The 22,299-nt window shown below is 65.7% G+C and carries 21 protein-coding genes; 11 read left to right on the top strand and 10 right to left on the bottom strand.

What is annotated here, in order from left to right:
• Nucleotides 1-14 precede the first annotated feature (14 nt).
• The 7 genes from ACUCV3_RS05790 to ACUCV3_RS05760 form a co-directional block, all read right to left on the bottom strand.
• Nucleotides 15-944 carry an ABC transporter ATP-binding protein gene (locus ACUCV3_RS05790; protein WP_004208122.1) on the bottom strand — a complete coding sequence of 310 codons (930 nt, stop codon included), beginning with the start codon at nt 942-944 and terminating at the stop codon, nt 15-17.
• A gap of 228 nt (nt 945-1,172) precedes the next feature.
• On the bottom strand, nt 1,173-1,460 hold the full coding sequence (locus tag ACUCV3_RS05785; protein WP_279729029.1) for a terminase small subunit: 288 nt from the start codon (nt 1,458-1,460) through the stop codon (nt 1,173-1,175).
• An 84-nt stretch (nt 1,461-1,544) separates the two neighbouring features.
• Complete coding sequence (locus tag ACUCV3_RS05780; protein WP_279729052.1) at nt 1,545-1,970, bottom strand: RidA family protein; 426 nt, start codon at nt 1,968-1,970, stop codon at nt 1,545-1,547.
• Between the two features lie 19 nt (nt 1,971-1,989).
• Complete coding sequence (locus ACUCV3_RS05775; RefSeq protein ID WP_279729028.1) at nt 1,990-3,249, bottom strand: aminotransferase class V-fold PLP-dependent enzyme; 1,260 nt, start codon at nt 3,247-3,249, stop codon at nt 1,990-1,992.
• On the bottom strand, nt 3,246-4,382 hold the full coding sequence (locus ACUCV3_RS05770; RefSeq protein ID WP_279776174.1) for an aminotransferase class I/II-fold pyridoxal phosphate-dependent enzyme: 1,137 nt from the start codon (nt 4,380-4,382) through the stop codon (nt 3,246-3,248). Before ACUCV3_RS05770 ends, ACUCV3_RS05775 begins: the two co-directional genes overlap by 4 nt.
• A gap of 157 nt (nt 4,383-4,539) precedes the next feature.
• The gene (locus ACUCV3_RS05765) at nt 4,540-7,107 is read right to left on the bottom strand and encodes a TonB-dependent receptor plug domain-containing protein (protein WP_029547592.1); all 2,568 of its coding nucleotides are present in this window, start codon (nt 7,105-7,107) and stop codon (nt 4,540-4,542) included.
• Nucleotides 7,108-7,359: 252 nt separating this feature from the next.
• The gene (locus ACUCV3_RS05760; RefSeq protein WP_279731704.1) at nt 7,360-7,962 is read right to left on the bottom strand and encodes a TlpA family protein disulfide reductase; all 603 of its coding nucleotides are present in this window, start codon (nt 7,960-7,962) and stop codon (nt 7,360-7,362) included.
• A gap of 43 nt (nt 7,963-8,005) precedes the next feature.
• Here ACUCV3_RS05760 and argH point away from each other — a divergent pair, with 43 nt between their 5' ends.
• Genes argH through ACUCV3_RS05740 form a run of 4 tightly spaced genes read left to right on the top strand, consistent with a single transcriptional unit; the run spans nt 8,006 to nt 11,694 of the window.
• Nucleotides 8,006-9,373, top strand: coding sequence for an argininosuccinate lyase (argH, locus tag ACUCV3_RS05755; protein WP_099231393.1), 1,368 nt, complete (start codon nt 8,006-8,008; stop codon nt 9,371-9,373).
• A gap of 5 nt (nt 9,374-9,378) precedes the next feature.
• A complete protein-coding gene (locus ACUCV3_RS05750) occupies nt 9,379-9,645 on the top strand; it encodes a hypothetical protein (RefSeq protein WP_004208112.1) in 267 nt (88 codons plus the stop codon).
• 25 nt (nt 9,646-9,670) lie between these two features.
• Entirely contained in the window at nt 9,671-10,936 is a 1,266-nt protein-coding gene (lysA, locus tag ACUCV3_RS05745) for a diaminopimelate decarboxylase (RefSeq protein WP_279731706.1), read from the top strand.
• The gene (locus tag ACUCV3_RS05740) at nt 10,936-11,694 is read left to right on the top strand and encodes a precorrin-2 dehydrogenase/sirohydrochlorin ferrochelatase family protein (protein ID WP_279731708.1); all 759 of its coding nucleotides are present in this window, start codon (nt 10,936-10,938) and stop codon (nt 11,692-11,694) included. The genes lysA and ACUCV3_RS05740 overlap by 1 nt, the downstream gene beginning before the upstream one ends.
• On the opposite strand, the gene ACUCV3_RS05735 is transcribed toward ACUCV3_RS05740, so the two are convergent.
• Nucleotides 11,675-12,298, bottom strand: coding sequence for a response regulator transcription factor (locus ACUCV3_RS05735; RefSeq protein WP_125986234.1), 624 nt, complete (start codon nt 12,296-12,298; stop codon nt 11,675-11,677). The two genes, ACUCV3_RS05740 and ACUCV3_RS05735, sit on opposite strands and share 20 nt — an antisense overlap.
• Before the next feature lie 52 nt (nt 12,299-12,350).
• Nucleotides 12,351-13,004, bottom strand: coding sequence for a TetR/AcrR family transcriptional regulator (locus ACUCV3_RS05730; RefSeq protein WP_279731710.1), 654 nt, complete (start codon nt 13,002-13,004; stop codon nt 12,351-12,353).
• Between the two features lie 90 nt (nt 13,005-13,094).
• On the opposite strand from ACUCV3_RS05730, the gene ACUCV3_RS05725 reads away from it, so the two are divergent.
• The 3 genes from ACUCV3_RS05725 to ACUCV3_RS05715 are packed head-to-tail and all read left to right on the top strand — an operon-like array spanning nt 13,095 to nt 17,277.
• Nucleotides 13,095-14,609 carry an efflux transporter outer membrane subunit gene (locus ACUCV3_RS05725; protein WP_169860116.1) on the top strand — a complete coding sequence of 505 codons (1,515 nt, stop codon included), beginning with the start codon at nt 13,095-13,097 and terminating at the stop codon, nt 14,607-14,609.
• Entirely contained in the window at nt 14,602-15,738 is a 1,137-nt protein-coding gene (locus tag ACUCV3_RS05720) for an EmrA/EmrK family multidrug efflux transporter periplasmic adaptor subunit (protein WP_010336804.1), read from the top strand. Before ACUCV3_RS05725 ends, ACUCV3_RS05720 begins: the two co-directional genes overlap by 8 nt.
• 12 nt (nt 15,739-15,750) lie before the next feature.
• Entirely contained in the window at nt 15,751-17,277 is a 1,527-nt protein-coding gene (locus ACUCV3_RS05715; protein ID WP_004208105.1) for a DHA2 family efflux MFS transporter permease subunit, read from the top strand.
• Nucleotides 17,278-17,357: 80 nt separating this feature from the next.
• Here ACUCV3_RS05715 and ACUCV3_RS05710 read toward each other — a convergent pair whose 3' ends face one another.
• Entirely contained in the window at nt 17,358-18,758 is a 1,401-nt protein-coding gene (locus ACUCV3_RS05710) for an amino acid permease (protein ID WP_279730592.1), read from the bottom strand.
• A gap of 149 nt (nt 18,759-18,907) precedes the next feature.
• Here ACUCV3_RS05710 and ACUCV3_RS05705 point away from each other — a divergent pair, with 149 nt between their 5' ends.
• From ACUCV3_RS05705 to rimM, 4 genes are all read left to right on the top strand, one after another.
• Complete coding sequence (locus ACUCV3_RS05705; protein ID WP_279730593.1) at nt 18,908-19,630, top strand: hypothetical protein; 723 nt, start codon at nt 18,908-18,910, stop codon at nt 19,628-19,630.
• 193 nt (nt 19,631-19,823) lie between these two features.
• Nucleotides 19,824-21,314 (top strand): signal recognition particle protein, encoded by a 1,491-nt coding sequence (gene ffh, locus ACUCV3_RS05700; RefSeq protein WP_010335520.1) that lies wholly within the window; start codon nt 19,824-19,826, stop codon nt 21,312-21,314.
• Between the two features lie 41 nt (nt 21,315-21,355).
• Nucleotides 21,356-21,796: a 30S ribosomal protein S16 gene (gene rpsP, locus ACUCV3_RS05695; protein WP_004208098.1), complete on the top strand. Its 441-nt coding sequence runs from the start codon at nt 21,356-21,358 to the stop codon at nt 21,794-21,796.
• Between the two features lie 5 nt (nt 21,797-21,801).
• On the top strand, nt 21,802-22,296 hold the full coding sequence (gene rimM, locus ACUCV3_RS05690; RefSeq protein ID WP_004208097.1) for a ribosome maturation factor RimM: 495 nt from the start codon (nt 21,802-21,804) through the stop codon (nt 22,294-22,296).
• Nucleotides 22,297-22,299 lie beyond the last annotated feature (3 nt).

The following is a 22,299-nucleotide window of genomic DNA, read 5'->3' as shown; positions in this document are numbered from 1 at the left end:
CGAACGGGGTTTCTTCAGGCAGCCGCCGTCAGGTTGAGGAAGACATCCTCCAGGTCGGGGTCGCGGGTGACCACGTCGACGATGGCGAGGCCGCCGGCCTGCACCGCGCTCAGCACCTGGCCCGCATTGGCGCGGTTCTTCATATAGGTGATGGTGAGGGTGCGCTCGTCGGTCAGCTCGACCTTCTCGAAGCTGGGGTCGCTCGGCGGGGCGGTGATGTCGCGGTCGACCGTCACCTGCACCACCTTTTCCTGCGCCATCGCGATCAGTTCGCGGGTCGGCTTGTCGGTGATGACCCGACCATGGTTGATGATGCCGATGCGGTCGCACAGCTCCTCGGCCTCTTCGAGATAATGGGTGGTGAGGACGATCGTCACCCCCATGGCGTTCAGTTCCTTCACATAGGCCCAGAGCTGCTGGCGCAGTTGTACATCGACGCCGGCGGTGGGTTCGTCCAGCACCAGGATCGGCGGCGAATGGACCATCGCCTTGGCCACCAGCAGCCGGCGCTTCATGCCCCCGGAGAGCGTGCGGGCATAGGCATTGGCCTTGTCCTCCAGATGGACCGCGCGCAGCAGCTCCATCGAGCGGCGCCTGTCCTTGGGCACGCCATAATAGCCGGCCTGGTTCTCCAGCGTCTCGAACGGCGTGAAGAAGGGATCGAAGACGATCTCCTGCGGCACGATGCCGATGCTGTTCTTGGCATTGCGCGGATTGGCGTCGATGTCGAAGCCCCAGATGCTGGCCGAACCGCTGGTCTTGTTGACGAGGCCGGCGAGGATGTTGATCGTGGTCGACTTGCCGGCGCCATTGGGGCCGAGCAGGCCATAGATCTGGCCGCGCGGGATGGTGAGGTTGATCCCGTCGAGCGCGCGCTTGCCGCCCTTATAGACCTTGGTCAGGTCGCGGATCTCGATGGCGGCTTGCGCAGGCTGGTCGGTCATGGCTGATCTCTATGGGGATCGAAGCGGGGGAAGGGAAGGGGCTGAAACGACGCGACAGTTGAAAGTTCACACCGTTCTGCGTCGCGATTTCCGGGCGATTTTGGCGGAAACGCGCCTGCAACGCGCCTGCAACGCGCCGGTGACGCGACACGGAAGCGACGCTGAGGTCACGCCGAAGCGACACCGAAGCGACAGCGACGCGATAGCCAGGCGACAGGGACGCGACATTTATCGGCCGATCGGTCCCTTGTACGGGCGGATCGGCGCGAGCGGATCGGCCCGGCGGGCGGCGTGAAGCGCCAGCGCGCTGGCCCAGCTGCGGTCGAAGCCGGTGCCGGCCAGCCGATCGCGCAGCCGGTGCGCGCTGGAGCGGGACATGCCCACCATCTGCGCGGCATGGCTGATATTGCCGGTTTCGAGCAGCGCGGCGAGGAAGCGGCGCTGGCGATCGGGCGTCCATTGGCGGCGGGCGCGCCGGGGTGCGGGGATGGGCGGATTGGGGAGGGGCTGGTCCATCCGTCAGGATAGATCAGGAAAAACGCGTGTAGGAAAGGTGGGAGGCTCGCCTGTCCGTGACGGTCCAGGCGAGGCCCGGCTGGCCTATTTGAACGAGGCCAGGCATTCCACTTCGAGCGGGGCGCCGAGCGCCAGGCCGTCGGCACCGAAGGCGCTGCGGGTGGGCAGGCGCTTGCCCTCGAAATAGCTGACATAGGTGGTGTTGAAGCGCGGCCAGTCGGCCATGTCGTCCAGCATCACCGTGCATTTGACGACATGGCCGAAGTCGAGGCCATTATCCTTCAATATCTTGCCGATCGAATCCATCGCGTTGCGGACGGCGGCGTCGAACCCTTCCTTGTGCGGATCCATGCCGTCGGGCACCTGGCCGATCTGGCCCGACATGTAGAGCATGTCACCGACCCGGATCGCGGGCGAGAAGGGCAGCTTGGCCGGCAGTGGCTTCTGCGCGGCGGCGGGGGCGGCGATCATCAATGCGACGAGCAGGGCGGGGGCGAGCAGCTTTTTCATCATAGGGCTCCGAAAAGGATCAGACGCGGGGCAGGGCGGCGATCAGCCGTTCGACATCCCTGTCATCGTTGAAGACCGATGGCGAGATGCGGAAATAATTGTCGTGGACCGACATGCGGACCTGGGCCCGCGCCAGCGGATCGGTGAGCAGGCCCTTCGCATTGGGCAGGATGCCGCTCAGCAGCGGGCTGGTCGTGCCCGGCGGGGTGATGAGGCGATAGCCCTTGCGCGGCAGCTCGTCGCGCAACTGGCCGATCAGTTGCTGGGCATAGGCCTGGATCGTCGGCACGGTGAGGGCCGAGATGTAGCTGATCGAATGATCGAGCATGGCGCTGATCGCCTGGGCATAGGTGCCGGTGCCGAAATGGCCGAGCGCGCCGGGGCGGGCGACATAGCTGGTCGGTGCATCGCCGGGCGGATCGAGCGGGAAGACATGGGTTTGTGGCGGGGAGAGGCCGATGCCGGGCGGCGCACCGGGCGCGGCAAAGCCATAATAGCCATATTCGGTGCGCGGCAGCCGGTCCGCGACACCGCGCCGGACATAGAGGAAGCCCAGGCCAAAATCGCCCATCAGCCATTTATAGGTGGCGCAGGCGGCGAAATCGACGCCGCTGTCATGCAGGTCGATCGGCACCGCGCCGGCGGCATGGATGATGTCGGCATAGACCAGCGCGCCGACCTTGTGCGCCATCGCGCTGATCGCCTTCAGGTCATGCTGAAAGCCATTATAGGTGGAGACGGCCGAGACGCTGACCAGCTTCGTCCCCGGCGTGATGGCGCGGGCCATGTCCTCGGGCGCGATGCGGCCCTCGCGCGCCTGCACCCAGGCGACGTCGACGCCTTGTTTTGCCATTTCCTGATACATGGGGAAGGCGGCGTAGAAATGGAGCGTGTCGGTGACCACGCGACCGCCAGCATGCGGGAAGCCCAGTGCGCGCAGCACCGCCTGCTCGCCCATGGTGGTGGACTGGACCCAGGTGATCTCGTCCGCGTCGGCCCCCATCAATGCAGCGAATTTGGCGATCAGCGCGGCGCGATCGACCGGCTTGCGCGCGGCGGCGACGGGATCGAGCGTGCGGCCGGCGAGATAGGTGTCGGCGGCGGCTTTGGCGCCCAGGCTCACCGGATGGGTGGAGGCGCTGTCGAAATAGGCGAGCGGGGTGGCGGCGAATCTGGCCTTGTCAGGGAGCGACGGTGGCGCGGCGACGGCGCGGGCGGCCTGTGCCGCCAGCGGCACGGCAAGTGCTGCACCGAGCGCCTGGCGCCGGCTGAGGCTCATGCCATGATCCGGGCGAGCGCGGTCTTGAATGCCTGCATCTCGGTTGGCGTGCCGAAGGAGACGCGGACCCAGTCGTCCATATGCTTGCGCGGGCCGCCGATGAAGATTTTTTCCTTTGCCAGCGCGGCGGTGACATCGGCGCCGGGGCGACCGACATGGATCATCGCGAAGCTGGTCTGCGAGGGGAGATATTTGAGGCCGCGCGCGTCGAGCCAGGCGAAGAGATCGTCGCGCACCGCCTTGTTATAGGCCTTGCGCTGGGGCAGCAGCGTGGGATCGAGCAGGCTGGCTTCGGCCGCGACCACGGCGGGCATCGGCGTGATGTTGACGCCATAGTCGGCCATGCCGTCGAGCAGATCCTTGCGCCCGGCGATTAGGCCGCAGCGCAGGCCGGCCAGGCCGTAGATTTTGGAGAAGGTGCGGGTCACAAGGATGTCCGCGCCCTTCGCTACCAGATCGAGGCAGCTTTGCGCGTCGCTATAATGGATATAGGCCTCGTCGACGAGCAGCACGGAACCGGCCGGCTTGTTGGCGAGCAGCCATTCGATGTCGGCGCGCGGGATCGGCAGGCCGGTCGGGTTGTTGGGATTGCAGAGATAATAGACGCCGGCGTCCGGCGCGGCGGCGAGCAGCTTGCGGACATCGGCGGTGAAGTCGCCGGCCAGCGGCAGGGCGACGGCGCGGGTGACCGGCTGGTTGCCCTTGCCCAGGAACCCCTGGTCGAAGGTCGGCTCAAAATAGGCGATCGGGCGGGTCTTGGACGAATAGGTCAGCGCGACCGAGCGCAATGGCATGAAGGAGCCGGGATGGACCTGAACCTGATCGGGCGACAGGCCGTTCTGGCGGGCGAACAGGCTTTCGAGCTTCGAGGCGAAGGCCATGCCATAGCGGCCGGCGAGCGGATCGAGCCCGGACAGCGCCTGCAGCGCGGCGGGGGCGGGGCCGAGCGGGTTTTCGTTGCTGTTGATGAAGATGCCGTCGGTCAGCGTGGCGACCATCGCCCCCGGATCATCGCTCATCGCCACCTTGCGGTCGCGCTGGGCGAGGGCGGGTGCCGCGCCGGCTATTGCCGCCGCGCCCATGGCGCCGCGCATCAGCATGCGGCGGCTGAGAGTGTCCGGACGGTCGGTCATGGTTTTCGCTTCCCCCTGATGGGGATCGAGGCATCGATCCACATCCCTATCATTGTTGCCGCGTCCTGCGAGCCGCCGGTCGTGCCGACCGGCTTCAGGACGCTGACAAAGCAAAAGGGCCGGTCTCCTGGGAGACCGGCCCTTCAGTTCTAGCCTATCAGAACTTGAAGTCTACGCGGGCGTAGTAATAGCCACCGGCCGAACCATAGGCACCGTGACCATAATAGGAGTTCCAGCTGGTGGAGCCGTTCTCATAGGGCGACTGGCCGGGGAGGACGGTCACGCCGCTGAGCAGCTTGGGCTTTTCGGGGCGCTTGTCGAACAGGTTGTTCGCGCCGATCGAGAACTTCACATAATCGGTGAAGTCATAGCCCAGCTCCAGATCGGTGATGCCGGTCGCCTTGACTACGCCGTCACGTTCAAGCGGCTGGCCGTTCATCGCCGCTGCCGAAAGGGCCGAGCGGACGAGGATGCTGGTCTTGCCGTAGAAGGTCTGGCGCAGATTGGCCGAGAAGGGGCCGCTGGCGAAGTTGATGCCGGCGACGATCTTGTAGTCGGGCGAAGCGTCTTCGATGTAGCTTTCCGACTGCGCGCTGAACAGGCTGGTGTTCTTGTTGTCGGTGATCTTGGTCTTGTTGTAGTTCGCGTTCAGCGACAGGTTGAGCTTGCCGAAGTCGAGCGGCACGACATAGTTGGCCGAGAAGTCGACACCATAGGTTTCCGTGTCGATCAGGTTGGTGAAGCTCGCCACGCCCAGCGTCTGCAGACCGGTGTCGAGCACCAGGCCGGTGGACGCGATCGCCGCGAGAATGTCTTCCGCACCGGCGACGGGCAGACCGCCCTGAATGGCCGGCAGCGAAGCCGTTGCCGAGATACGATCCTTGATCTTGATATAATAGCCATCGATCGTGATCGCGAGCTTGGGAGCCGGACGCAGGACGATGCCTGCCGAGAAGTTGGTCGACTTTTCCGGACGCAGGGCATTGAAGCCCAGCAGCATGGCGGCTGGCGAACCGGCCGGCAACTGGAGCACCGCGCTGGTCGGGCCGACATTGACGGTCGAGTAGAAGGATTCCGCAAGCGTGGGCGCACGGAAGCCGGTGCTGGCCGTGCCACGGATCGCGAAGGCATCCGAGAAGTCGTAGCGGGTGGTGATCTTGCCGATCGTGGTGTCGCCGAAGTCGCTATAATCTTCATAGCGGCCGGCAAGGTCGATGGTCCAGCCTTCGACCGGGCTGGCGATCAGGTTGATGTAACCAGCCTTCGAACTGCGGCTGTGCTTGCCGGCATCGACATCCTTGTAGCCGGGGAAGGACTGGACGCCTTCCTTGTAGGTCGATGCGAAGTCGCCGGCGACGATTTCATAGGTGTCGCGACGATATTCGCCACCGAAGGCCAGGGTCAGCGGTTCGGCCATGCCAACGTCGAATTCCTTGCGGATGTCGAGGGTGTTGGTCAGCTGGCTAAGCTTGAAGCCGCCGTCATAGGCGTCGGTCGGCGTGTAGGGCGTGATGCTGGAGTCATTCTGTGCGGCCGTGTAGCTTTCGATCCACATGGCGCGATGCGCGGATTCGATCGTCCAGATCTTGTTCTGGTCATAGCCATAGGTGGTGCTGACGTCATAGTTCCAGCCGCCGCCAAATTCGCCCTTGGCGCCAACCGTGAAGCTATATTCCTTCTGCTCCACCTTCTGCTGGGGGACCATGCCGAACGTGCCGGTGTCACCAAAGCAGGTGCTGGTGTCGGTGGTGCTGGCGCAGATGCGGTTGGGCGGACGATAGCCCTGCTTGGCATAGCCGACGCGACGCGACACGTCGCCGAAGCTGTAGAGTTCGACGCCGCCGAAATCATAGCCCATATTGTAGAAGAGCAGGTTAAGCTGCGACTTGGCCTGGCCGCCGTTGATGCCGTTGAGGTCGAGGCCAGCCCAGGCGGGGTCATAATAATTGTTGGTCGATCCGAACGAGCCCGGATAGGTGCCGGCCGTCGGCACATAGGGATTGCCATCAATGTCCGACATAGTCACCTGGCCGGTGCCGGTCGAGGTGTAGTTCTGGCGACGATGGAAGCCGGTCAGGTTGAAGAAACCGTCTTCGCCCAGCTTGAAGCCGACATTGCCCGAAGCCGAGAACAGTTCGCCCTCGCTGTTGTAATATTGGCCGCCAGTGACCTTGAAGCTGCCGCCTTCGCTGTCATCCTTGAGGATCATGTTGATGGCGCCGGCGATCGCGTCGGTGCCGTAGACGGCGGCGGCGCCATCCTGCAGCACTTCGATGCGGGATACGGCATCTGGCGGAATGAGGTCGATGCTGGGCGCGGCCGAACCCTGGAACGGACCGGCGATGACCTGAAGAATGGCCGAGCCATGGCGACGCTTGCCGTTCACCATCACCAGCGTGTGGTTGGGGCTCAGGCCACGCAGACGGGCCGACAGCGAGAAGTTCGACATGTCGGTGCCCTGGGTCTGGGCGGTGAAGCTTGGCACCATCTGGGTCAGGGCCTGGTTGAGGTTCGGCTGGCCGACATGGCTCAGCGCTTCCTCGCCGAAGACCTGAACCGGCGCGGCGCTTTCCGCGGCCTGCATGCCGGTTGCGCGGGTGCCGGTAACGATGATGGCTGCACCTTCATCGGCCTGCGGTTCCTGCGGTGCTTCCTGCGCCATGGCGCAGGCCGACCAGGATGATGCGGCGATCAGAGAAATTTTTAGAGCAGATAGTCTATTCATTCGATGCCCCCTGATATTGTCATTATATCGACATAGGGGGTGACGAATGATCTGCGGAATATCCTCTATTGCGCCGCACAAAATTTAAGTAAAAATGAAATGTTTCTGCAATTTTTCCGTGTCAGGATTCATTAGCTTATTGCGGTGCTGCCGGACTGTGCAATTATATGTAATGCATCGACATTGATGCGTTTTGCAATCAACTGGCATGGCGGATTTTTGATCCTGGTTCGTTGTTGATTTACTTGTGCCTCATTCGCCCTTGGCCATGGCGATGAGCTTCCGGGCTTCCGCGCCGGTCCAGTCCATCGCGCCGACCACGCGCGCAACCTCCTTGCCTTTGGCATCATAGAGGACGGTGGTCGGCAGGACGCCGGTGGCATAGCCCAGACCGAGCTTGTTCTCGGGATCGGTCCAGTCCTTGAGGTGGGGCAGCTCGTGCTTGGCGAAGAACGGCTTGATCGCAGCCTGGCCCTGCACGTCCTGCGAGATCGTCAATACCGCCAGACTCCTGTCACCTTCGCTGTCACTTTGCGCGGCGAGGGCGTCGAGCGTCGGCATCTCTGCGACGCAGGGCGCGCACCAGGTCGCCCAGAGATTGACCAGCAGCGGGCGGCCGGCAAAGTCCTGCAGCGTCGCCGTGCCGCCCTGCGGATTTTCGAACGCGAAGGTCGGCGCAGGTGTGCCCGCCTTGCTGCGGTCGATCGTGTAGTTGAATTCGCCCTTGGCGCTGCCGCCGGCAGCGGGCTGCACTTCGTCGCCCGTCACCTTGCCGCTGGCGCTCGCATTGGCTTGCCCCGCGGGCGGGGATTGCCTATCGCATGCCGCCAGCCCAGCCAGCAGGAGCAGTGTCATTACCGAGCGCAAGGACGATATCATGGAAGCAGGCTCCAACAGCATGTGGGGTGGCCGGTTCGCGGCCGGCCCGGCATCGATCATGCGTGAGATAAATGCCTCCATCCCCTTCGACAAGCGCTTGTGGAAACAGGATATCGCCGGGTCCAAGGCGCATGTCGCGATGCTGGCCAAGCAGGGCATCGTCGATGGCGAGGATGCGCAGGCGATCACCGAGGGGCTGAACCGGATCGCGGCGGAATATGAAGCCAATGGCGTTCCGGTCAATCTGGACCTGGAAGATATCCACATGGTCACGGAGTCGCGGCTGGCCGAACTGATCGGCCCGGCCGCCGGCCGCCTGCACACCGCGCGCAGCCGCAACGACCAGGTGGCAACCGATTTCCGCCTGTGGGTCCGCGACGCCATGGATGAGGTGATGGCGGGCCTGGCCGGGTTGCAGCAGGCGCTGCTCGCCCGCGCCGAGGAACATGTCGATGCGGTGATGCCGGGCTTCACCCATCTCCAGTCGGCGCAGCCGGTGACGCTGGGCCATCATCTGATGGCCTATTATGAAATGGTCCGCCGCGACCGCAGCCGCTTTGCCGATGCGCGCGTGCGGCTGGACGAATGCCCGCTGGGCGCCGCCGCGCTGGCCGGCACCGGCTTCCCGATCGATCGCCATGCCACGGCGGCGGCGCTGGGCTTTGCCAAGCCGACCGACAACAGCCTGGACAGCGTGTCGGACCGTGACTTCGCGCTCGACTATCTGATGGCCGCGACGCAGGCGTCGCTGCATCTGTCGCGCCTGGCCGAAGAGTTCATCATCTGGGCGAGCCAGCCCTTCGGCTTCGTCAAGCTGCCCGACGCCTATTCGACCGGCAGCTCGATCATGCCGCAGAAGCGCAATCCGGACGCGGCCGAACTGGTGCGCGGCCATGCCGGCCGCATCATGGGTTGCATGAATGCGCTGTGCGTGACCATGAAGGGCCTGCCGCTCGCCTATTCCAAGGATATGCAGGACGACAAGCCACCGGTGTTCGAGGCGCATGACCTGCTGGGCCTGTCGATCGCAGCGATGACCGGCATGATCGAGACGGTGACGTTCCGCACCGACCGGATGCGGGGGCTGGCCGAAAGCGGCTTTGCCACTGCGACGGACCTGGCCGACTGGCTGGTGCGCGAGGGCGACATTCCCTTCCGCGAGGCGCATCATATCACCGGTCGTGCGGTGGCGGCTGCGGAGGAAGCTGGCGTGCAGCTGGCCGACCTGCCGCTCGAAACGCTCAAGGCCATTGATGCGCGTATCGACGATCGCATCTATGCGGTATTGACGGTCGATGCGTCGGTCGCCAGCCGCAAGAGCCATGGCGGCACGGCGCCCGACCAGGTGCGCGCGCGGATCGCCGCGGCGCGCGCGACACAGGAGTGAGGCAGATGGCACGGCATGTCCGCAATGGGCTGATGATCGGGGCAATGGCGCTGGCGCTGGCCTCCTGCGGTGGCCGTGAATCGCTCAAACCCGTGGCGGGCCAGAAATTGCCTGCCGTGCCGGTGGGGGCGGCGACTGCGCCGACCGCCGCCGACATGATGGATCCGGGCACCCAGGCCCGCCCGGAGCGGAACGTCGAACTGCTGACCCAGTCGCGCCAGCGCGGCAATGACGAGTTCGACCTGCCGCCGGAAAGCCGGCCGCAACAATAGTCCCTATTCCCGCAAGGATCAGACCTTGGACCATTTCGATTATGTAGACGGCACCATGCATGTGGAGCAGGTGCCGATGACGGAAATTGCGCAGCAGGTCGGCACCCCGGTCTATGTCTATTCGACCGCGACGCTGGAACGCCATGTCGGCGTGTTCCGCGAAGGGCTGTCCCAGCTCGACAATCCGCTGATCGCCTTTGCCGTGAAGGCCAATCCCAACGCCGCCGTGCTGGCGACGCTGGCGAAGCTGGGGCTGGGCGCGGACGTGGTGTCGGGCGGCGAGTTGCAGCGCGCCGTGGCCGCGGGCATTCCGGCCGATCGCATCGTCTTTTCGGGCGTCGGCAAGACCGCCGAGGAAATGAAGCTGGCGCTGGAGCTGGGCATTTTCCAGTTCAACCTGGAAAGCGAGCCGGAAGCGGAAATGCTGTCGGAGGTTGCGGAGTCGATGGGGAAGAAGGCGCCGGTCGCCTATCGCATCAACCCCGATGTCGACGCCGGCACCCATGCCAAGATTTCGACCGGCAAGTCGGAAAACAAGTTTGGCATCCCCTATGACCGGGCACTGGAAAGCTATGCCGCCGCGCGCGACCTGCCGGGCCTCGATGTCCAGGGCGTCGCCGTGCATATCGGCAGCCAGCTGACCGACCTGGCGCCGCTGGAGGCGGCCTTTGTCAAAGTCGGCGCGCTGATCGCGCAGTTGCGCGCGGCGGGCCATGACATCCGTACCGCTGATCTGGGCGGTGGCCTGGGCGTGCCCTACGACCCGTCGCAGCCGCTGCCGCCGAGCCCGGCCGACTATGGCGCGATGGTGACGCGGGTGACGCAGGGCTGGGATGCGCGGCTGATGTTCGAGCCGGGCCGGGTGATCGTGGGCAATGCCGGCGTGCTGCTGTCGAAGGTGATCCGCATCAAGCAGGGCGCGCAGGCGCCGTTCGTGATCGTCGACGCGGCGATGAACGACCTGATGCGCCCCAGCCTCTATGACGCATGGCACGATATACGCGCGGTGGCGCCGGACGGCAACCGGATCGCGTCGAACGTGGTCGGGCCGGTGTGCGAAACCGGCGATACCTTTGCCATGGGCCGCGACATGGATGTGGTGGCGGCCGGCGACCTGCTGACCTTCATGACCGCCGGTGCCTATGGCGCGACGATGGCGGGCACCTATAACAGCCGATCGCTGACCCCCGAAGTGCTGGTGTCGGGCGACAAATGGGCGGTGGTCCGCGCGCGTCCGCCGATCGAGGCGCTGATCGCGGGTGATCATATCCCCGATTGGGTGGCTGGCTGATGCACAGCCTGCCCGTCTTTCTGCGGCTGGAGGGGCGGGCGGTCATCCTGACCGGAGAAGGCGAGGCGGCCGATGCCAAGCGCCGGCTGCTGGAGCGCGCCGGCGCGCGCATCGTCGGCGAGGATGATGCGGATGCGCGGGTCGCGATCGTGTCGGATGGCGACGCGGCGGTGGTGGCACGACTGCGCGCGCGCGGCGTGCTGGTCAACGCCACCGACAAGCCGGACCTGTGCGATTTCACCCTGCCGGCGATCGTCGATCGCAATCCGGTGCTGATCGCGATCGGCACGGGTGGGGCGTCGGCGGGACTGGCGGCGGCGCTGCGGCAGCGGATCGAGGCGCTGTTGCCGAGCGGGCTGGGCGATCTGGCGCAGGCGCTGTTCGCGGCGCGGGGGCGGTTGCGCGACCTGTGGCCCGATGCGGGCGCGCGGCGGCAGGCGATCGGAAAGGCGCTGGCGCCGGGCGGCGCGATCGATCCGCTGGGCTTCGATCCGGATGTCGATTTCTGGCTGGCCGAAAGCCCTGAAGCGGACAATGCCGAGCTATATCATGTTCGGCTGTCATCGGCCGATCCCGACGACCTGACCATGCGCGATGCGCGGATGCTGGCGCTGGCCGACCGGGTCTATCATGATCCTTCGGTGGCACCGGCGATATTGGACCGGGCGCGGGCGGATGCCGAGCGGATCGCAGCGGATGGTCCGCCCGAACGGCTTGAAACCGGCCTCAGTCTGTGGGTCAGTTCTGCCGCGCGCTGAGGCGGGCGACTTCATCCTGCAAGGCCTGGATCGAGGAGACGAGGCGGGCGCGGTCGAGCTGCATTTCCTGCAGGGCGTCGCGGGTTTCGCCCAGTTCCACCGCGCGGCGGGCGATGCGGGCGTCGAGTTCGGCATTGTGGCGGCTGAGCATGCCGAGCCGTTCGGCGCGGGCGCACAGATGGCGCAGCCGCGCATCGAGCAGGTCGAAATCGAAAGGCTTGACGATATGGTCGTCGGCGCCGGCTTCCAGCACTTCGACGGCGGACTGGCTGTCGATGCGACCGGTCAGCATGACGATGCAGGCATGGGGGGCGAGCGCGGTAGCGCGAATGCGCTTCATCGTCGTCACGGCGGGCAGCATCAAAAGGTCCATGTCGATCAGGATCAGGTCAACCGGACGCGTGACCAGCAGATTAAGGGCGATGAAGCCATTTTCGGCCAGCACCACGTCATAGTTAAGCCGCGACAGGCGGCGAGCGATGACGGCGCGGGCGGTCGCATTCTCGTCGATCAGCAATACGCGCAGCCGACGCGAGGCCGTGGCCCCGCTTTCCGGCTGCTGCGCGACGATCTGGTGAAGGGGCTTGCGCTTGAAAAACGGCATTGGATAGCAACTCCTGCGATCGGCAGGATAGAAGCTGGCGGCAAAGAAATGGTTAACGTGCCATGCCTTCTGCGCCATAGGCGCGCAGGAAGATGTCGACGGCGAAGGTGGCGTCGCTTTCCATCTGTTGCGGCGTGACCCGTTCGATCTGGCTGAGCAGCAGCAATTCATGGCAGCCGGATGTCGTCAGGCGCATCAGCACGCGGGCGGCCTTGTCGGGGTCGTCGCGGCGCAACTGGCCGCGGTCCATCGCCCCTTCGAGGAAGCGGGCGAGCAGCATCCGCGTATGGCTGGGCGCCATTTCATAGAAGATGCGGCTCATTTCCGGGAAACGGCCACCTTCCGACGCGATCAGCCGGTGCAGCGCGATCGCTTCGGGCGATGTCACCTTTTCGAGCAGGCTGAGCGCGGTGCGGTGCAGCGTCGAGGGGAGGTCGCCGCCGGGGTCCAATATTTCCGAAAGCCGCGCGCGATAGGTGCTGGTCGCATTTTCGAGAACCGCGCGAAACAATTCCTCCTTGGACGGGAAATGATTCCACAACGTGCCCTTTGACCCGCCCAATATGGCGGCGATGGCCGACATGCTGGTCGCGGCATAGCCATTTTCCAGAAAATGCCGGGCAGCCACCTCCAATATCGTCTGGCGCCGGTCGAGGCGGCGGGCCTCCCGACGACTGGGGGCTAAAGCTTTTTCCGGGCATGTCATATAAGCGTACCATAGAGTACGCTATTTATATTGACAAGGGTGGTACGGCGGGGCAAAGGCGATTTTCATACTGGATGGTACGGTTTGGATATGTCCGTGAGTCGCATCAGTTTTTCCATTCGCACCGGCGGTATTGCAGTGACAGCGCTGCTTCTGGCCGGCTGTGCTTCAATACCCGATCTGGGCGACAAGCCCGAGATTCGCGCGCCGCAGAGCGTGGAGGCCGGGCGCAGCCTGAGCGCCGACACGGTCGCCTGGCCCAGCGAGAATTGGTGGAGCGCCTATGGCGATCCGCAGCTGACATCGCTGATCGAGGAGGGGCTGCGCAATTCGCCCGACATGGCGGTGGCGCTGGCGCGCTTCCGCCAGGCGACGGCGATGGCCCAGCAATCGGGCGCGGCGCTGCTGCCCACGGTCGACGCCACGGCCAATGCCGGCGTGACCAAGCAGAGCTATAATATGGGCATGCCCAAGGATTTCGTGCCGCAGGGCTGGCTGGGCACCGGCAAGGTCGGGCTGGACTTTGGTCTGGACATCGACCTGTGGGGCAAGAACCGGGCGTCGCTGGCGGCAGCCACGTCGGAGGCCCGCGCGGCCGAGATCGACGCGCAGCAGGCGCGCCTGGCGCTGACCACGGCGATTGCCGATGCCTATGCCGACCTGGCCCGCCTCTATGACGAGGCGGAAATCCAGGAGCGCACGCTGGAAATCCGTACGGCCAGCCAGAAGCTGGTCGCCGACCGGCGGCAGAATGGCCTGGAAACGCGCGGCAGCGTGCGCCAGGCCGACGCCACCGTGTCCTCGGCCAAGGCGCAACTGGCGGCCGCCCGCGTGGCGATCGAACTGCGCCAGCATCAGATCGCCGCGCTGATCGGCGCCGGGCCGGACCGTGGCTTGGCGATGACCCGGCCGCAGATCGGCCAGTTGGCGCCGCTGGGCCTGCCGGCGGACGTCACCACCAATCTGGTGGCGCGTCGCCCCGACGTCGCCGCCGCGCTGGCCCGGACGCAGGCCGCCGCCAGCCGGATCAAGGTGGCGCGGGCATCCTTCTACCCGGCGGTGAGCCTGAGCGCCCTGATCGGCGTCCAGTCGCTGGGGTATGAAACGCTGTTCACCGGCACCGGTGCTTCGGGCGGGTCGACGTCCTTTGCGGACAATCTGTTCAAGAAGGATTCGCTGTTCGGCAGCGCCGGCCCGGCGATCAGCCTGCCGATCTTCCATGGCGGGCAGTTGCGCGGCCAGTATCGCGGCGCGCGCGCGACCTATGACGAGGCGGTCGCCAGCTATGACAAGACGGTGCTGGGCGCCTATCAGGACGTCGCCGACGCCGTGACCAGCCGCCGGACGCTGGACCAGCGGCTGACCGACGCCAAGGCGGCGCTGGCCGCGTCGCAGGATGCCTATGGCGTCGCCCAGCAACGCTACAAGGGCGGGCTTTCCACCTATCTCGACGTGCTGAATGTCGAAGACCAGCTGCTCGCGGCGCGTCAGTCCGTCGCGCAGCTGGAAGCGAGCGCCTTCTCTCTCGATATTGCCCTCATTCGCGCGCTCGGCGGCGGCTTTGCCGCGAGCGACGCTCAGTCCAAGGATCGACCCAATGGCTGATGCCGCCACCGAAACTTCCCCCGAACTGGCCGAGCAGCGCGGCAATGCCCGCAAGACCTGGCTGACCCGTCTGGCGATCGCCGTGCTGGTGGTCGGTGTCCTGTGGGCGGCCTGGTATTTCCTGATCGGCCGCAACCATGTCAGCACCGACAATGCCTATGTGAATGCGGAGGTCGCCCAGGTGACCCCCTTGCTGTCGGCGCAGGCGATCGAGGTCAACGTCACCGACACCCAGACTGTGAAGCGTGGCGACATCCTGGTAAAGCTGGACCCGACCGATGCGCAGATCGCGCTGCAGCAGGCCGAGGCCGATCTGGCCGATGCCCGTCGCCGCTTCCGCCAGACCAGCGCGACCAGCGGTTCGCTGTCGGCGCAGGTCGAGGCGCGTGGCGCTGACATCGTCCAGGCCCGTGCCCAGCTGGCGACCGCGCAGGCCGATTTCGACAAGGCCCGCATCGACCTGCAGCGTCGCGAGGCGCTGGTCGCGGGCGGCGCGGTTTCGGGTGACGAAGTCACCGCGGCGCGCAAATCCTATGCCGCTGCCAAGGCGGCGCTGGATCTGGCCCGTGCCGGTGTCGAGACCGCGCAGGCGACCCGCAATGCCGCGACCGGCCAGCTGGCCGCCAACGACGCGCTGATCCGCGGTTCGACCGAGGAAAGTGATCCCGCGGTGATGGTTGCCAAGGCGAAGCTGGAAGACGCCAAGCTGGACCTGGAACGCACGATCATCCGTGCGCCGATCGACGGCGTTGTGACCAAGCGTGCGGTCCAGATCGGCCAGCGTGTCGCGCAGGGCAGCCCGATCATGAGCATCGTCCCGCTCTCGCAAGTCTATGTCGACGCAAATTTCAAGGAGCGCCAGCTGCGCCATGTGAAGGTGGGCATGCCCGCCACGGTGGTGGCCGACATCTATGGCGGCGACGTCGTCTATCATGGCAAGGTCGTGGGCTTCTCCGGCGGCACCGGTTCGTCGCTGTCGCTGATCCCGGCGCAGAACGCGACCGGCAACTGGATCAAGGTGGTCCAGCGCCTGCCGGTGCGCATCGCGCTCGACCCCAAGGAACTGGCAGAGCATCCGCTGCGCGTGGGCTTGTCCACCGAAGTCGAGATCGATCTGGCCGGCAAGTAAGGGAGCGAGCGCGTGAGCGGTCCCGAAACCTTCAATCTGCTCTCGCCGCGCACCCGCACGCTTGCCGGGCTGGTGCTGGCGCTGAGCAACTTCATGGTCGTGCTCGACCTGACCATCGCCAATGTCTCGGTGCCGCATATCGCCGGCAATCTGGGCATCTCCGGCGACCAGGGCACCTGGATCATCACATCCTATGCGGTGGCGGAGGCGATCTGCGTGCCGCTGACCGGCTGGCTGGCGCTGCGTTTCGGCGTGGTGCGGACCTTCATCTGGGCGATGATCGGCTTCGGCTTCTTCTCGATGATGTGCGGCCTGTCGACCACGCTGGGCATGATCGTGGCCGCGCGCCTGGGGCAGGGCATCTGTGGCGGGCCGATCATGCCGATGTCGCAGACCCTGTTGCTGCGCATCTTCCCGCCGGAAATGCGACCGCGCGCCATGGGCCTGTGGGCGATGACGACGCTGCTGGGGCCGGCCATGGGGCCGATCGTTGGCGGCTATATCAGCGACAATTGGAGCTGGCACTGGATCTTCTTCATCAACCTGCCGATCGCGGCGCTGTGCGTGTTCGCGGCGATGGCGATGCTGCGGCCGGTGGAGACCGATACGGCGCACCAGCCGATCGACAAGATCGGCCTGTGCCTGCTGATCTTCTGGATCGGCTGCCTGCAGGTCATGCTGGACATCGGTCGCGACCATGACTGGTTCTCCGACCCGCTGATCCTGACGCTCGCCATCCTGGCCGGCATCGGCTTCATCGTCTTCATCATCTGGGAACTGACCGAGGAGCATCCGATCGTCGACCTGCGGGTGTTCCGGCATATCGGCTTCTCATCGGGCGTCTTCACGCTGGCTTTGGCCTTCGGCGCCTATTTCTCCAGCATCGTGGTCATCCCGCAATGGCTGCAGATGTCGATGGGCTATACCGCGACCTGGTCGGGCATCGTCACCGCCTTCACGGCGATGGCGGCGGTGATGAGCGCGCCGTTCGCGGCCCGCTTCACCGGCAAGGTCGATCCGCGCATCATGATTTCGGGCGCGGTCTTCTGGCTGGGCTGCATGACCTTGTGGCGGGCGCACTGGACCAGCGGCATCGACTTTTTCGGGCTGGCGCTGCCGCAGTTTGTGCAGGGCTTCGCCATGCCCTTCTTCATGATCCCGTTGACGACGCTGACCCTGGGGTCGGTGCCGCCGAGCGAGACCGCGTCGGCCGCCGGCCTGCAGAATTTCTTGCGGACCATGGCGATCGCGATCGCGACGTCGCTGGTGCTGACCGGGTGGAGCGACAGCCAGCGTGTGTCGCGCAACGAACTGGCCGGCGCCTTGCAGCCCGATGATGCGCAGCGCGCGCTGTCGGGCATGGGGATGACGACCGAGCAGATCCGCCAGACCATATCCAATCTGGTGGAGCAGGAGGCGATCGCCATTTCGGTCGACTATGTCTTCTTCATCTCCGCGTTGGTGCTGTTTGCGGCGGCGGTGATCGTCTGGTTGGCGCCCAAGCCCAGCGGGCCGGTGGATACGTCGGCGGCGCACTGAGCGCTGCCCTGTTCGAGGCAAAGAAAAAGCCTCCCGTTGCTGTCGCGACGGGAGGCTTTTTCTTTGTGCGGGCCTCGGCCCTAGCGCGCGGCGGCGGTGGCGCGCTTCTGGCCGTAGAGGAAATAGACGGCGAGGCCGATCGCGTTCCAGATCAGGCAGGCATAGATGGTCTTCATCGGCAGGCTGAGGAACAGATAGGCGCAGCCGAGCACGGCGCCCAGGCCCACCAGCGTCGCTGCCGGGGTGCGGAACGGGCGCTTCATGTCCGGCGCGCGGCGGCGCAGGATCAGCAGGCAGGCGCCCACTGCGGTGAAGGCGATCAGCGTGCCGGCATTGGCGAGCGCAGCGATCTGGTCGATCGGCAGCACGCCGGCGATGACCGCGACCAGCACGGCCGTGACGGCGGTGATGCGCGCAGGGGTGCCGCGCTTCGAGATGCGGGCGAGCGATTGCGGCAGGAAGCCGTCGCGCGCCATCACCAGGAAGATGCGGCTCTGGCCGTAGAGAAAGCCCAGCAGCACGGTGGGAAGCGCAATGACGGCGGCGATCGCGACGATCCGGGCGATCGACCCCTGGCCCATTTCGCGCAGGATGAGGGCAAGCGGCTCCGGGCTGTCGGCAAAGCGGGTGAAGGGCATGGCGCCCACCGCTGCGGCGGCGACCAGCACATAGATGAGGGTGCAGACGATCAGCGAGCCGACGATGCCGATGGCGAGGTCCCGGTCCGGATTCTTGGCTTCCTCCGCCGCGGTCGAGATCGCGTCGAAGCCGTAGAAGGCGAAGAAGATGATCGCGGCGGCGGCCATCACGCCGCGCTCGATGCCGTCAGGCCCCATATGCTTGGCAAAGCCGAACGGCATGAAGGGTTCGAGATGCTGGGCATCGAAGGCGGGCAGGGCGACCCAGACGAACAGACTCAGGGTCGCGATCTTGATCAGCACCAGCAGCGTGTTGAGCCGGGCGCTTTCGCGCGTGCCGAACATCAGCAGGGCGGCGACGACGCCGATGATGAAGATGGCGGGGATGTTGATGAGGCCGCCAAGCTCCGGCCCCTTGGTCAGCGCCTCGGGAAAGCCGAGCGGGGTGAGGAGCGGGGCGGCATAGCCCGACCAGCCGACTGCCACGGTCGAGACGACCAGCGAATATTCGAGGATCAGGCTCCAGCCCACGATCCAGGCAATGCCTTCGCCCAGTACCACATAGGAGTAGCTGTAGGCGCTGCCCGCTGCCGGCATCATGGTCGACAGTTCGGCATAGGCGAGCGCGGCGCAGGCGCAGATCGCGCCGGCAATGGCGAAGGAGATGAGGACGGCGGGGCCGGCGCGATCGGCGCCGACGCCGATCAGGGTGAGGATGCCGGTGCCGACGATCGCGCCGACGCCCAGCGCCAGCAGATGCGGCCAGGACAGGGTGCGCGCCATGCTGTGGCCGCCTCCCTGGGGCGTCATCGCCTCCATCGGCTTGCGACGTGTCCAACTCATAGAAAAGCTCCCCCTGTTATGCGGTCTGTGGCGGGTTTGCTGGCGCAAACGACGGGCGGGCGCAAGCGCCGAGCCGGAACGTGGCGACTTCTTACAATATTGGGCGTGGTTGCTGCGCTATTGTTGCCAAAGAGCGGGAGGTCGACGCAATGGCGACGGCAATCGGTGCAGTGGAACGACAGGCGCGGGAACGGCGCATCTTTACCGGCATGGCGGCGCTGGTCGCTGTCACCGTGGTTGGCGGCTTCGGCAGCTTTGCCCTGCGCGGCTATGTCGACGTGGCGACCGTGCCCTGGTGGGTGCATGTCCATGCGCTATCGCTGCTGGCATGGACGCTGCTGTTCCTGGCGCAGGCGCTGCTGGTGGCGCAGCGGCGGACCGATCTCCATCGCCAGTTGGGCTGGGTTGCGGCCGGGCTTGCCTGCTTCCTGATCCCCTGGGGCATCGCGACGTCGATCCTGGCGGTGCAGATGGGGCGGGTGCCGCCTTTCTTCCCGCCGGGCATATTCCTGGTGCTGGGGCCGCTCGACATGCTGGCCTTTGGTGCGCTGACGCTGGCGGCAATCCTGCTGCGGCGGCGGAGCGACTGGCACAAGCGGCTGATATTGTGCGGGACCATCGCGATGATGGAGCCGGCATTCGGCCGGATATTGCCGATGCCGTTGCTGGGGCCATGGGCGGGCGTCTGTGCGACACTGATGCAGTTGCTCTATGTCGGGATCGCGATGCGCGCCGATGCCGGACTGCGCGGTGCGGTGCATCCGGCCTATCGCTGGGGGCTGGCGGTGATCGCCGGACGATTGCTGCTGGTCGAGTTGCTGGGGCGCACGGCGATCGTCATTGGGGCGGCGGCCGCGCTGGCTGCGGGATAGCGCACTTGCGCTTGCCGCCGCTTTGGCTTAAGGGGCGCCCTGCATCCGGGACTCTGGTCCTGGAACCCTGACGACTCCAGGATATCCAAGAGGGATATCGAATGGACGCTGGCCGGCGAGTTTTCGCCCGCCGGCGATTTTGTCGTTTTGGGGTGGCGCATGGATTTTCCGGGCCTTGGCCCGAATTGAGGTGATGATGTTCGATTCGCTAAGCGATCGTCTCGGTGGGGTATTCGACAAGCTGCGTGGGCGCGGTGCGCTTACGGAGGACGATGTCCGTGCCGCGATGCGCGAAGTGCGAGTCGCACTGCTGGAAGCCGACGTGGCGCTGCCCGTCGTCCGCCAGTTCGTCGACCAGGCGACCGAAAAGGCTGTCGGCAGCGATGTGCTGCGGTCGATCACGCCCGGCCAGATGGTCGTCAAGATCGTCTCCGACACGCTGACCGAGACGCTGGGCGCCGAAACCAGCGACCTGCTGATCGACGTGACCCCGCCCGCCGTCATCATGATGGTCGGCCTGCAGGGTTCGGGCAAGACGACCTCGACCGCGAAGATCGCCAAGCGCCTGAAGGACAAGGAGCGCAAGAAGGTGTTGATGGCGTCGCTCGACGTCCAGCGCCCGGCTGCGCAGGAACAGCTTGCCGTCCTTGGCACCCAGATCGATGTCGCGACCCTGCCGATCGTCGCCGGCCAGCAGCCGGTCGAGATTGCCAAGCGCGCGCTGCAGTCGGCCAAGCTGCAGGGCTTCGACGTCGTCATGCTCGACACCGCCGGCCGACTGCATGTCGATCAGGCGCTGATGGACGAGATGAAGGCGGTCGCCGACGTCGCCAATCCGGCGGAAATCCTGCTGGTGGTCGACTCGCTGACCGGCCAGGACGCCGTGAACGTGGCGACCAGCTTTACCGCGCAGGTGCCGCTGACCGGTGTCGTGCTGACCCGTATGGATGGCGACGCCCGTGGCGGCGCCGCGCTGTCGATGCGCGCGGTCACCGGCCGTCCGATCAAGTTTGCCGGCACCGGTGAAAAGCTGGACGCGCTCGAGCCCTTCCACCCGGCCCGCGTTGCCCAGCGCATCCTGGGCATGGGCGACGTCGTCAGCCTGGTCGAGAAGGCCGCCGAGACGATCGACGCCGAGGAAGCCGACAAGCTGGCCAAGAAGATGGCCAAGGGTCAGTTCGACATGAACGACCTGCGCAGCCAGCTCAACCAGATGCGCCGCATGGGTGGCCTGGGCGCGCTGGCCGGCATGCTGCCGGGCCTCAAGAAGGCGCAGGCGGCGATGGCCAATAGCGGCGCCAACGACAAGACGCTGCTGCATCTGGACGCGATGATCGGGTCGATGACCCCCAAGGAGCGCGAGAAGCCCGCGCTGATCAACGCCAAGCGCAAGATCCGTATCGCCAAGGGCGCCGGCCGCACCGTGCAGGACGTCAACCGTCTCCTGAAAATGCATCAGGAAATGGAAACGGCGATGAAGAAGATCCGCAAGATGGGCGGCCTCAAGGGGCTGGCCAAGATGTTCACCGGCGGTGGCATGGGTGGATTGGGCGGCCTGGGTGGTCCGGGCGGCGCGGATGGGCAGGGCGGTCCGCCCGACCTGTCGGGTCTGGGTGGCCTTGGTGGCCTGGGCGGCAACATGCCCAAGCTTCCGCCCGGCTTTCAGAATTTCATGAAGAAATAAGCAATTTCCGTAATTTGGTTTGAGTAGAAAGGTCTAGTTCCATGGCAACCTCCATCCGTCTGTCGCGCGGCGGCTCCAAGAAGCGCCCCTATTACCGCATCGTCGTGGCCGATAGCCGCGCTCCGCGTGACGGCAAGTTCATCGAGCGCATCGGCAGCTACAACCCCGTCCTGCCCAAGGGCGACGAAAAGCGCGTCATCATCGACGTCGAGCGTGCGAAGCACTGGGTTGCCGCCGGCGCCCAGGCGACCGACCGCGTTGCCCGCTTCCTCGACGCCGCTGGCGTGAAGGAACGCGCTGCTCGCAACAACCCGAAGAAGGCAGAGCCGGGCCAGAAGGCCAAGGACCGCGCTGAAGACCGCGCCGCCAAGGCTGCCGAAGCTGAAGAAGCTGCGCGCGAAGCCGCTGCCGCTGCCGCCGCTCCGGCCGCTGAAGAAGCTGCTCCCGCCGAGGAAGCCGCTGCCGAGCAGGCCGAGGGCTGATCCTCTTGACCGACAAGCCCGTCACCCTGGCCGCGATCATCGGTGCCCATGGCGTGGCGGGCGAAGTCCGTCTGAAGCTGTTTGGCGAAGGGGCTGAGGCCCTGAAAAGCTATAAGAGCTTCGATGCGGCGGGGCGCACATTGACGTTGAAGTCGGTGCGCCCCGGCCCGAATGGCGCGGTGGCCCGCTTTGCCGAGATCGGCGATCGCGGCGCGGCCGAAGCCCTGCGCGGCACGGCGCTGACCGTCCCGCGTTCCGCCCTGCCGGCCTTGCCCGAGGGCGAATATTATCATGCCGACCTGGTCGGCCTTCCCTGCACAAGCAGCACCGGCGAGACGCTGGGCGAGATCATCGCGGTCGAGAATTTCGGCGCCGGCGACATCATCGAGGTGCAGCGTCCGTCGATCGAGGGCAAGCCCGGCAAGCGCTTCATGGCGCCGATGCATGTGGTGGTGCTGAGCGAGGACGGCGCCGTGATTGACGCGGCTTTTACCGAATAGTAT

This window comes from Sphingobium sp. VMM, assembly GCF_056790315.1.
The sequence above is the reverse complement of the archived record's forward strand: the minus strand, read 5'-3'. Positions and strand labels throughout refer to the sequence as shown.